Below are 12,104 nucleotides of genomic sequence, written 5' to 3'. Positions count from 1 at the left end.
AAATTAAACTAAAAAGCTAAAATATCATAGTATCTATTTATCTCCCATAAGAGATTCCTAGACTACACATGGAACTTTTTCTATTTTATAGATGAAGTCGAAGATGTGCTCTTTTTATTTTTAATAAAACAAGCCACTCCCAAAGAGACACCAAATATAAATAAAGGTAACGATAGAATTTGTCCCATTGTTAATAAACTATCCGGACCTATAACTTTACCTTGATGACTTTTGAAAAATTCAGCAAAAAAACGGATTAAAGATATACCTATTAATCCCCAAGATGTTGCCCATCCAGACCCTAAACGAAGATAACGTTTATAACTTAAGAAAAACAGTATTATAGAAAGTAATAAGTAACCAATTCCTTCATATAGCTGTACAGGGTGCACAGACAAACCCAAACTTCCTTGTGTAGGAGATGAAAAAATTATCCCCCAAGGTAGGTTTGTAGGCTTACCTATAATTTCTTGATTCATAAAATTCCCAATACGAATCATAAAGGCCGCGCATCCAAATACAGAAGCACAAAGATCACAAAGAAATAAAAAAGTTAAGATAGGGATTTTTTTTCTATATCTCCAAGAAAAAATAATCGCCCAAAGAATGAGACCTACCATACCTCCATGACTTGCTAATCCTCCATTCCAAACTTTTAAAATCTCTTGGGGATGTTTAAAGTAAAAATCACCTCCATAAAACAAAATATAAGCTATCCGTGATCCTGGAATGATGAATAAAAGAGAGTAGAGAGCAAAATTTTCTAAAGCCTCACGAAGCTGATTCTTAGAGAACCTTCTTCTATCTTCCTCAACATAAGAAGATAATGCGAGATAAATACCAAGCATAGAAGCAAATAAAATACCTAAAGAAAAGCACAGACCATACCAAGGGATTCTAATAGGCAAATTATCTGAATTCCATAAAAATTTTGAATGATTCCAATATATTACTGATAAGAAGACTCGCATTATTCAATCCAAAATAGAAAAAAATATAACTTCCATATAGAATGGTTAAACTACAACAGACAAAAACATATGACTAATAATAAAAATCATTTACTTATTTATCTCCCAGGTATTCTTTGGTTGTCAGCAGGAGTCAAACTACTTTTAAAAGCTTCCTCGGTTGTCTACGAACCCAATTTTTCTTTTAAAATTTTTGCTCCCCTAGCTATGGGAGCTTGGGTTATTGCATCTTTGAAGTACCGGTATTTATTATTAAAATCCGTATCTTCTCAAAATGAACTATCCTACCAACTACTCTCAGAAACTATATCAAAAAAGATTTACATAAAAAAATCTTTTATCTCTAAACGTTTCTTAATCATGGTAGCAATGATTTCTATATCCTTATTGCTACGTAGATACATTGATAACCACATTATTCTATTTTTCATTCGCTCTACCATTGGTTATGCTCTTATTAAAACGGCTTTGACCTACTTTGCTAAATCTCACAAAACGCTCTTAGAAAGTATTTAAATATAGATTTTCATTATGCAAACTGCACATATAGGAACTGATATCATTGAAATTTCTAGAATTCGCAAAGCAATAAAAACTCATAACCAAAGAATGTTGGATAGAATTTTCACAAAAAAGGAACAGGAGTACTGTTTAAGACTAACTAATCCCTATCCTTCTTTTGCAGCAAGATTTGCTGGGAAAGAAGCAGTGTCTAAAGCTTTAGGAACAGGGATAGGAAAAATTATTTCCTGGAAAGATATAGAGATTCTTAAATCATCAAAACAACCCGAGGTCCACCTACCTCCAAGGATATATAAAAAATTAGGAATCTCTAAAGTATTATTATCCATTAGCCATAGTCGTGAATACGCTACAGCCATGGCTATAGCTCTAATCTAAAAAACGTTCAGCCTCTAAAGCAGCCATACAACCACTTCCTGCGGCTGTAATAGCTTGTCTATAATGTTTGTCTTGAACATCTCCTGCTGCAAATACACCAGGAATAGAAGTTCTACTCGTCCCTTTATCAGTAATAATATAGCCATGTTCATCCAAAGCTAATTGACCAGATAAGAAATCCGTGTTTGGTTTATGCCCAATGGCAAAAAATACACCCGCAGCATCATGTGAAGAGATTTCATTAGAAACATTATTTAAAATATCAACTGAACGAACAACAGTATCCCCAGAAATTTTCACTATTTCACTATTCCATAGAAAAGTAATTTTTTCATTGGATTCTGCCTTTTTTATCATGACTTTAGAAGCTCTTAAAGTATCCCTTCTATGAACAATATATACACGTTTTCCATAACGAGTTAGAAACATTGCTTCCTCTAAAGCAGAGTCTCCCCCTCCTATTACATATAAATCTTTATTTTTAAAAATAGGAGAAGCTCCATCACACACAGCACATGCTGTAACACCTTTTTGCCAGAATTCATTATCCGATGCTCCAGGAATTTCTAAACGCTTTGCAGAAGCTCCCGTTGCTATAATACATGTATCACAGGTATATTTTTCTTCATTGGACATTACCACAAAAGGACGTGCGCTGAAATCAACCGAAGTGACATCTTTTGGAAGAATTTGCGTTCCAAAACGTCCAGATTGAGATTTCATATTATCCATTAACTTTTGACCTAATATACCCTCAGGGAATCCGGGAAAATTTTCTACTTCGGTAGTAGTCATTAATTGACCACCAGCAATCCCGGAAAAAAATCCCTCGAATAAAATAGGATTTAAAAGTGCTCTTGAAGCATAAATCGCTGCAGTATAACCTGCAGGACCTGAGCCAATAATAATTACTTTAGTGTGAGTCATTTATTTTTACCCTACCGAATAATTTAGAAATAAAATCTAAAACAAATAAAAAATTTTTAAGCAACAAATTAGAATAAAAAAACTGCTGCAAGGGAGATCTTGCCTTTTTTAAGGTTTATATTTACACTATCTTTTTTGACTTTGTAGTTTTTAGGAGAATAACATTAAATGCCAAAACAATCCGAATACACTTGGGGATCCAAAAAAATTCTTGATACTATAGATTGCCTCTCGGAAGACGTTGTTGAATTCAAAGATCTTCTATGCTCAACACACGGAATTACTTCAAGCGACGAGGAAACTACCAGTGAGATACAACCTGGCGCCATCCTAAAAGGTACTGTAGTTGATATCAATAAGGACTTCGTAGTCGTTGACGTTGGATTAAAATCCGAAGGAGTCATTCCAATGTCAGAATTCATAGATTCTTCTGAAGGTTTAGTTCTTGGTGCTGAAGTAGAGGTATACTTAGACCAAACTGAAGACGAAGAAGGAAAGGTTGTTTTATCTAGAGAAAAAGCTACTCGCCAAAGACAGTGGGAACATATTCTAGCTCACTGTGAAGAAGGCTCTATCGTCAAAGGACAAATTATACGCAAAGTCAAAGGTGGTCTTATTGTTGATATTGGGATGGAAGCTTTTCTCCCTGGATCACAAATCGATAATAAGAAAATTAAAAACTTAGATGATTATGTAGGCAAAGTCTGTGAATTTAAAATTCTTAAAATCAACATTGATAGAAGAAATGTTGTTGTTTCAAGAAGAGAACTCCTAGAAGCTGAACGAATTTCTAAAAAGGCAGAACTTATCGAACAAATTAATATTGGTGAACGCCGCCGAGGTGTTGTTAAAAATATTACAGATTTCGGTGTGTTCTTAGATCTAGATGGTATCGATGGCCTCCTACACATTACAGATATGACATGGAAACGAATCCGTCATCCATCTGAAATGGTAGAACTCAATCAAGAGCTTGAAGTTATTATTCTAAGTGTTGACAAAGAAAAAGGCCGCGTTGCTCTAGGTCTGAAGCAAAAAGAACATAATCCATGGGAAGATATTGAGAAGAAATATCCTCCAGGCCAACGTGTTACCGGTAAAATTGTTAAACTTCTCCCTTATGGCGCCTTTATTGAGATTGAAGAAGGTATCGAGGGTCTAATCCACGTTTCCGAGATGTCTTGGGTGAAAAATGTTGTTGATCCTAGCGAAGTAGTAAACAAAGGCGATGAAGTTGAAGCTATCGTTTTATCTATTCAAAAAGACGAGGGCAAAATTTCATTAGGTCTAAAACAAACGGAACATAATCCATGGGATAACATCGAAGAAAAGTATCCTATCGGCCTGCATGTACATGCAGAAATTAAAAATCTAACGAATTACGGAGCTTTTGTTGAATTAGAGCCAGGTATTGAAGGTCTAATTCACATCTCTGATATGAGCTGGATAAAAAAAGTATCGCATCCTTCTGAACTATTCAAAAAAGGTAGCACTGTCGAAGCTGTTATTCTTTCTGTAGACAAAGAAAGTAAAAAAATCACTCTCGGAGTCAAACAATTAAGTTCAAATCCATGGAATGAAATTGAAGAAATGTTCCCAACAGGAAGTAATATTTCTGGCGTAGTAACAAAAATTACTGCATTTGGCGCATTTGTAGAATTGCAAAATGGTATAGAAGGTCTGATTCACGTTTCAGAACTATCTGAGAAACCTTTTTCAAAAATTGAAGACATTATCTCAATTGGCGATTCTGTATCTGCAAAAGTCATTAAACTTGACCCAGATCACAAAAAAGTATCGCTTTCAGTGAAAGAATATTTAGCTGATAAACAACATGATCATATGGACTCAGATTTAAATAATTTGGACCTAGAAGATTTGGTTGGTTCAGACAAAAAGAAAAAAGGGAAATAATATTACTTAAAAGGTTGAGCTTATGTTTTTTATAGCATAAGCTTGCCTTGGTTTAGCACTCTGTCTGTTTCCTTATTTATAAGAGGAGTATAATGAATAAAGATCTTGTAGCTATTTTTGACTACATGGAGAAGGAAAAAGGAATTCAACGTCCTGTTATTATAGGAGCCATTGAATCAGCCTTAAAAATTGCAGCAAAAAAAACACTAAGAGATGATGCTAACGTTTCTGTAAATATTAATTCTCGAACTGGTGACATAGAAGTCTTCTGTGAGAAAGAAATCGTAGAAGTGTGTGAGAATCCCAGTAAGGAGATTCCTTTAGACAAAGCTAGAGAATACGATCCTGAATGCCAAATCGGGCAATATATGGACGTTCCCTTTGTTTCTGAGCATTTCGGAAGAATTGCTGCTCACGCAGCCCGACAGATTATTGGTCAAAAACTACGTCATGCTGAAAGAGATGTTATCTATGAAGAATATCGACATAGGGTCAATGAAATCCTTTCTGGTGTTGTTAAGCGATTTGCCAAAGGATCAAATTTAGTCATAGATTTAGGAAAAGTTGAAGGGCTTCTACCCGCCCGCTGTTATCCAAAAACAGAGAAACACAAAGTCGGTGATAAGATTTACGCTTTATTATACGAAGTTCAGGAATCTGAAAATGGCGGGGCTGAAGTTATTCTCAGCCGTAGTCACCCCGAATTTGTTAAACAACTTTTCTTACAAGAAGTTCCAGAATTGGAAGAAGGTTCTGTAGAAATTGTTAAAATTGCTCGTGAAGCTGGCTACAGAACTAAATTAGCTGTAAGTTCATCTGACCCCAAAACAGATCCTGTAGGAGCTTTTGTTGGAATGAGAGGTTCTCGAGTAAAGAATATCATTCGAGAGTTAAACGACGAGAAAATAGATATTGTAAACTATTCTCCCGTGACCACAGAATTATTACAAAATTTGCTTTGCCCCATAGAAATTCAAAAGATTGCGATCTTAGAAGATGACAAGGTTATTGCTATAGTTGTTCAAGATACTGATTACGCAACAGTAATCGGCAAGCGAGGAATTAATGCTCGATTAATTAGTCAGATTTTAGACTACGAGCTCGAAGTCCAACGTATGAGCGAATACAATAAACTATTAGAAATTCAACGCCTACAATTAGCGGAATTTGATAATCCTCAGTTAGATGAGCCGCTAGATATGGAAGGCATTAGTAAGTTGGTTGTCCAGAATCTTGTACATGCAGGATACGACACGATCAGAAAGGTATTATTAGCTAGTGCTAATGATCTTGCTTCTGTTCCTGGAATCAGTTTAGAACTTGCTTATAAGATCCTTGAGCAAGTCAGCAAATATGGAGAAGGCAAAGTTGACGAAAAACCTAAAATTGAAGATTAAAAACGCTCAATTAACGAAAGCTGCTGGATTAGACAAGTTAAAGCAAAAATTAGCTCAGGCAGGATCTTCAGATACGAAAAGCTCTTCAGAAAAGCCTTCAACCAAGGTTCCTGAAAAAGTTACAAAAGAAAAAGTCTTGAAGAAACAGAGTGTTGTAGATCCAAGTGTGCCTACGATGACTGAACCTGTCCCCACTGAAATTTCTCCACGTAGAATTCGAGCTAAAAATCGTTCATCGTTTGTATCTGAAGATTTGAACACTTCTTCTTCAGTTTCAGTGGATTCAGACGCCGTTGTGTTATCTGATTCTGTAATGGAAGAATCGGATTCTTTCGTAGATGCAGAGCAAGAAATCGCAGAGTCAACTCCTCCTTCTGCAATTGAAGAATCTGAAACAATTACTAAAGAACCCCCTGCTCCAAAAAAAGAGCCAGAAGTTATAGTTAAAAAGGAACCTCCTAGGAACGTTGTTTCTATAAAATCCAATTTTGGACCTACCGGGAAGCATATTAACCATTTATTAGCTAAAACATTTAAAGCTCCAAAAAAAGAAGATAAGCCCGCTCCAAAAGAACGAACAGGAACACCTCAAACAAAGCCTCAGCAATCTTCTGAGACAACAAATGATAAACAACATTCTCCGAATAATCGGACATCTCAACCATTTTATCGTAGAGATACGTCCAAAAAACCAGGATCTGATTTTAGAGATCGTGCAAAAAAAGATGACAATCCTAAAGCATTTACTGGAAGAGATCGCTATGGGCTGAATGATAGTAGCGACGATGATAAGTGGAGAAAAAAACGTGTTCAGAAAACCAAAAAACACTATGACGAGCACACTATACAACGGCCTACACATATTAAAGTACCCCTGCCTATCACGATCAAAGATCTTGCAGCAGAGATGAAGCTTAAGGCTTCTGAGCTTATTCAGAAGATGTTCATTCATGGTATGACTTATGTTGTAAACGACATTTTGGATAATGAAACAACAGTGCAATTTATTGGTTTAGAGTTTGGTTGTACAATCGATATTGATTCGTCTGAACAAGATAAACTCTGTATTGAAAGTAATACTGTTAAAGAAGAAATCCAAGAAACAGATCCATTAAAACTGATTATTCGTCCACCTATTGTAGCTTTTATGGGTCACGTCGATCATGGGAAAACTACTTTGATTGACTCATTAAGAAAAACTAATGTAGCAGCTGTAGAAGCTGGAGCCATTACTCAACACATGGGAGCTTTCTGTTGCTCGACGCCTGTTGGTAATCTTACTATCCTAGATACTCCTGGACACGAAGCTTTTTCTGCTATGAGAGCTCGTGGAGCAGAAGTTTGTGATATTGTTGTTCTCGTAGTTGCTGGTGATGAAGGAATCAAAGAACAAACATTAGAAGCTGTCAAACATGCTCGAGCTGCAAATATTACAATCGTTGTAGCTATTAATAAGTGTGACAAACCCAATTTTAATGCAGAAACTATTTACAGACAGCTTTCTGAAATCGAACTATTACCAGAAGCTTGGGGTGGTACAACCGTAACAATTAATACCTCTGCGAAAACTGGAGAGGGTCTATCTGAACTTTTAGAAATGCTTGCTCTACAAGCAGAAGTTTTAGAACTGAAAGCTAATCCATCTGCTCGTGCTCGTGGAATTGTTATCGAATCTGAACTACATAAAGGTTTAGGCGCGGTTGCGACTATCCTAGTGCAAAACGGGACTCTTCATCTTGGTGAAGCATTAGTCTTTAACGATTGCTACGGTAAAGTTAAAACAATGCATAATGAACATAATCAGCTCATGACCTCGGCAAGTCCTTCCGTACCCGCTTTAATTACTGGGTTATCTAGCATGCCAAAAGCTGGTGATCCTTTCGTGGTTGTTAAGAGCGAAAAAACAGCTAAAGAAATCATTGGAGCTAGACTTGCTGGTCAACAGAAATTTGCTTTGCAGAAAAAACGTCCTAACTTTGACGCTATGCTGCAAAATAAAAAGATCTTGAAACTGATTATCAAAGCCGATGTTCAAGGATCTATTGAAGCTTTAGCTAATTCTATCTTAAAGATCGCATCCGATAAAGTGAGTGCAGAAATTCTTTCTAATAGTGTTGGAGAAATTTCTGAATCAGATATTCGTTTAGCTGCAGCCTCTAAAGCTGTTATTATTGGTTTCCATACTGGAATAGAAAGTCATGCCGAATCTCTAATTAAAAACTTGGGAGTTAAGGTTCAGCTATTTAATATTATTTACCATGCTGTAGATGCTGTTAAAGAAATGATGACAGCGTTACTTGACCCTATTGCTGAAGAGAAAAATTTAGGTTCTGCTGAAATTAAAGAAACCTTTAAGTCTTCTCAATTAGGTACAATTTATGGTTGTTTGGTTTCTGAAGGTATAATGACTAGAAATCAAAAAGTTCGTGTTGTACGTGATAATGAAGTTATCTGGAAAGGCAATTTATCTTCTCTAAAACGAATTAAAGAAGACGTTAGAGAGGTTAAGAAAGGACTTGAATGTGGTATTTTATTAGAAGGATATCAACATGCTCAGGTAGGTGATATTCTACAGTGTTACGAAGTGATCTATCATCCACAAAAGCTTTAAAATATTATGACTGAAAATAGGCGCATAAAAAAGGTTAATTCATTACTTCGTGAAGCGATTGCCAATGTGATCTTAAAAGATGTAAAGCACCCGAAAATTTCGAATCGTTGGATTACGGTGACTAGGGTGTGTTTATCTAAAGACTTACACGCAGCTCGTGTCTATGTTTCAATTATGCCTCACGAAAATACATCAGCTGAAACCCTGGAAGCGTTAAAAGCATCAGCAGGATATATTGCTTATAAGGCTTCTAAAGGCGTTGTGCTTAAGTATTTTCCTGAGATAAATTTTTATATCGAAGATATTTTTTCTCCACAAGATCATATAGAAAACTTGCTCTGGAAAATAAGAGAACAAGATAAGAATTAATATTATCTGCCTAGAAAGATCTAACATTGACGACATCATTATGGAACTTGCTACAGAACTTAAAGAAGGTATTCTTCTAGTAGATAAGCCTCAAGGAAGAACTTCATTTAGTCTCATTCGCACTTTAACAAAATTAATCGGAGTAAAAAAAATTGGTCATGCAGGAACCCTCGATCCTTTTGCTACAGGTGTGATGGTCATGTTAATAGGTCGTAAATTTACACGACTCTCTGATGTTTTGTTATTTGAAAATAAAGAATACGCTGCAATTGCCCATTTAGGCACAACTACGGATTCTTACGATTGCGATGGTAAAATTGTTGGTAGATCAAAAAAGGTGCCAACCTATGAACAAATAATTGAGGCTTCGCAATATTTTCAGGGAGAAATCCAACAAATCCCCCCAATGTTTTCTGCAAAAAAAATTAATGGGAAAAAACTCTATGAATATGCCCGGCAGGGATTATCAATAGAGCGTCGCCAATCTACAGTTCAGGTAAGTTTGCAAATCAAAAAATACGAATATCCCCTGTTACATTTCTCCGTGCAGTGTAGTAAAGGAACTTATATTCGTAGTATTGCTCATGAACTAGGAAACATGTTAGGCTGTGGAGCTTATTTGGAAGAACTCCGACGTTTACGTAGTGGAAGTTTTTCTATAGATCAATGCATTGACGGTTGTCTTTTAGACTGTCCTGAATTTGACATATCTCCTTACCTAAGAGACTTCAATGGAAACATTCTATAGTTTAACATCGATCCCTTCTTCTGTGGATTCTATAACTATAGGTTTTTTTGATGGTTGTCATTTAGGTCATAAACAGTTACTTACTGCTCTATCTTCTTTCCCAGGAACATCAGGGATAATTACTTTTGATTTACATCCTCAAGCGATTTTACAACTCTCCACTCCCAAGCTAATTACAAGTACCAAAGAAAGGTTCCTCCTTCTACAAGATTTCTCTATAGATTATTTATGTATTCTTCCTTTTACGAAGGATTTTTCTAATCAATCTGCAGAGCATTTCATACTTTCTCTACATCAAACTTTAAAATGTAAACGTTTAATATTAGGACATGATTCTAGATTAGGTAAGGAAGGGAAAGGAAATGCTATAACATTACAACCGCTGACGAAATCTTTAGGAATCGAAATTATCGAGATACCTCCATATAAGATTGATAATGAGATAGTCTCTAGTAAGAAAATTCGCCAACTTTTAATACAAGGCGATCTAGATAACGCGAACCGGCATTTAGGATATTCCTATAAATATATAGGAATAATCAAAACAGGCTATGGTTTAGGAACAAAATTAGGCGTTGCTACTATTAACCTTCCTCAAGACCAGTGTTTGCTGCCTTATGGAGTATATGCATGTGAAATAGAACATCGTACTAGGTCATATGAAGGAATTATGAATCTTGGAGAAGCTCCTACAATAGGTAGAGATTCCTTATGCTTAGAAGCCCATCTATTTAATTTTTCTGGAAATTTATATGGCGAGATAGTTGCTGTAACCCCTAAGAAATTCCTTAGGAAAGAAAAAAAATTTGCTTCTAAAGAAGACTTATCAAAAGCTATTCACAAAGACATTATTGATGCGAAAGTATTTTTTACTAATTATGTAAAAAAAGCATGATGTCGCCGTCTTGAACGATATAATCCCTACCTTCTGCTCGTAATTTACCAGCTTCACGAACTCCTGCACGACCGTCATAAGTTACCATATCTTCAAGAGTAACAACTTCTGCACGAATGAATCCTCTTTGGATATCCGTATGAATCTGTCCTGCAGCTTCTGCAGCCGTAGATCCTATAGGAATAGTCCAGGCTCGAGTTTCTTGCGGTCCAGTTGTAAAGTACGAAATCAATCCAAGCGTTTGATAGGATGCCCGTACCAGTCGATTCAATCCTGATTCTTCAAGACCTAAGCTATTTAAAAAATCCCGGCGTTCTTCTACGGGTAAAGAGATCACCTCTTCTTCTAGTTGGACACAAATAGGAACTACTTGAGCATTTTCCTTTTTAGCGATCTCTTGAACAATAGCAACATAATCATTATGCATAGTTGCTATAGAATCCTCCCCTATATTTGCTATATATAACATAGGCTTGGCTGTTAAAAATGGATAAGGCTTTAACTGCATCTCCTCTTCAGGAGACAAATCTAAAGTACGTACAGGCTGACCACTTTCTAAATGTTTAATTATCCTATCTAATAAAGGTAAAACAACCCCAAGGTCTTTTTTACCCTTAGCTTGCTTTTCTAATTTATTATAAATACTTGTTGCTGAAGAGAAATCAGAAAAAATCAACTCTAAATTTATGACTGAAATATCGTCGCTAGGATCTATCTTTCCGGATACATGGGTAACGTCATCATTATCAAAACAACGAACCACATGAGCTATAGCATGAGTCTCGCGAATATGAGAAAGAAATCTATTTCCTAATCCCGCACCGTCTGCGGCTCCTTTTACTAAACCTGCGATATCAACAAATTTCATATCAGCATAAATAATTTTCTGACTTTGACTCATCTTAGCCAAAATATCTAGACGGTTATCAATAACCGGAACAATACCAATATTTGGATCAATTGTACAAAAGGGATAGTTACAGGAGGCTACTTGTGCTCCAGTAAGGGCGTTAAATAACCCTGACTTACCTACATTAGGAAGTCCTACGATCCCACACTCTGTATGCCCCATATGTCATCTTTTGTTTAACGTTCACCTTTAAATAGGCAAGAATTCCCACAAACATTAGGATCGTTGATCCTAAGCCTGTGGGAGTTTGTACTAGACTCCTTAGTATTTCGAGCCTAATACCTTTAGTGTGATCACTAAAGACAATAAAGGATTAGATGTTTCCTGACTAATATTTTCTTAACAACTTATTATTAGATCTTTCTAAGAAAAATCCAAAAAACTTTATTAAGAAAATACAAAGTTATAATAATTAAGATTCAATCTCCTAGGCTTCTCTCTTGTGAAAAACACGCTTATGAG

At 35.9% G+C, this 12,104-nt stretch carries 11 protein-coding genes; 8 read left to right on the top strand and 3 right to left on the bottom strand.

Translation table 11 applies throughout. The annotated features are described in order from the left end of the window. Positions 1-80: 80 nt before the first annotated feature. Positions 81-971 (bottom strand): prolipoprotein diacylglyceryl transferase, encoded by an 891-nt coding sequence (locus tag H9Q19_RS04840; protein WP_213240848.1) that lies wholly within the window; start codon positions 969-971, stop codon positions 81-83. A 69-nt stretch (positions 972-1,040) separates the two neighbouring features. On the opposite strand from H9Q19_RS04840, the gene H9Q19_RS04835 reads away from it, so the two are divergent. Both H9Q19_RS04835 and acpS read left to right on the top strand, forming a co-directional pair. After that, the gene (locus H9Q19_RS04835; protein ID WP_213240846.1) at positions 1,041-1,487 is read left to right on the top strand and encodes a hypothetical protein; all 447 of its coding nucleotides are present in this window, start codon (positions 1,041-1,043) and stop codon (positions 1,485-1,487) included. Positions 1,488-1,502: 15 nt separating this feature from the next. Then, positions 1,503-1,871, top strand: coding sequence for a holo-ACP synthase (gene acpS, locus H9Q19_RS04830; RefSeq protein WP_213240844.1), 369 nt, complete (start codon positions 1,503-1,505; stop codon positions 1,869-1,871). Here acpS and trxB read toward each other — a convergent pair. Further along, complete coding sequence (gene trxB, locus H9Q19_RS04825; protein WP_213240842.1) at positions 1,863-2,798, bottom strand: thioredoxin-disulfide reductase; 936 nt, start codon at positions 2,796-2,798, stop codon at positions 1,863-1,865. The two genes, acpS and trxB, sit on opposite strands and share 9 nt — an antisense overlap. Before the next feature lie 168 nt (positions 2,799-2,966). Between trxB and rpsA the strand changes: the two genes are divergently transcribed. From rpsA to H9Q19_RS04795, 6 genes are all read left to right on the top strand, one after another. Then, entirely contained in the window at positions 2,967-4,712 is a 1,746-nt protein-coding gene (gene rpsA, locus H9Q19_RS04820) for a 30S ribosomal protein S1 (RefSeq protein WP_213240840.1), read from the top strand. A gap of 92 nt (positions 4,713-4,804) precedes the next feature. Continuing rightward, positions 4,805-6,109, top strand: coding sequence for a transcription termination factor NusA (gene nusA, locus H9Q19_RS04815; RefSeq protein ID WP_213240838.1), 1,305 nt, complete (start codon positions 4,805-4,807; stop codon positions 6,107-6,109). After that, the gene (gene infB / locus H9Q19_RS04810; RefSeq protein WP_213240836.1) at positions 6,066-8,720 is read left to right on the top strand and encodes a translation initiation factor IF-2; all 2,655 of its coding nucleotides are present in this window, start codon (positions 6,066-6,068) and stop codon (positions 8,718-8,720) included. Before nusA ends, infB begins: the two co-directional genes overlap by 44 nt. Before the next feature lie 6 nt (positions 8,721-8,726). Next, positions 8,727-9,089, top strand: coding sequence for a 30S ribosome-binding factor RbfA (gene rbfA / locus H9Q19_RS04805; protein WP_213240834.1), 363 nt, complete (start codon positions 8,727-8,729; stop codon positions 9,087-9,089). 40 nt (positions 9,090-9,129) lie between these two features. Beyond that, complete coding sequence (gene truB, locus H9Q19_RS04800) at positions 9,130-9,837, top strand: tRNA pseudouridine(55) synthase TruB (protein WP_213240832.1); 708 nt, start codon at positions 9,130-9,132, stop codon at positions 9,835-9,837. Continuing rightward, positions 9,821-10,732 carry a bifunctional riboflavin kinase/FAD synthetase gene (locus tag H9Q19_RS04795; protein WP_213240830.1) on the top strand — a complete coding sequence of 304 codons (912 nt, stop codon included), beginning with the start codon at positions 9,821-9,823 and terminating at the stop codon, positions 10,730-10,732. The genes truB and H9Q19_RS04795 overlap by 17 nt, the downstream gene beginning before the upstream one ends. On the opposite strand, the gene ychF is transcribed toward H9Q19_RS04795, so the two are convergent. Continuing rightward, positions 10,710-11,804 carry a redox-regulated ATPase YchF gene (ychF, locus tag H9Q19_RS04790; RefSeq protein WP_213240828.1) on the bottom strand — a complete coding sequence of 365 codons (1,095 nt, stop codon included), beginning with the start codon at positions 11,802-11,804 and terminating at the stop codon, positions 10,710-10,712. The two genes, H9Q19_RS04795 and ychF, sit on opposite strands and share 23 nt — an antisense overlap. Positions 11,805-12,104: the final 300 nt, after the last annotated feature.

Origin of the sequence: Chlamydia crocodili, assembly GCF_018343815.1 — a bacterium.
Lineage (GTDB): Bacteria > Chlamydiota > Chlamydiia > Chlamydiales > Chlamydiaceae > Chlamydia > Chlamydia crocodili.
This window is presented reverse-complemented; position numbering and strand designations above follow the sequence as displayed.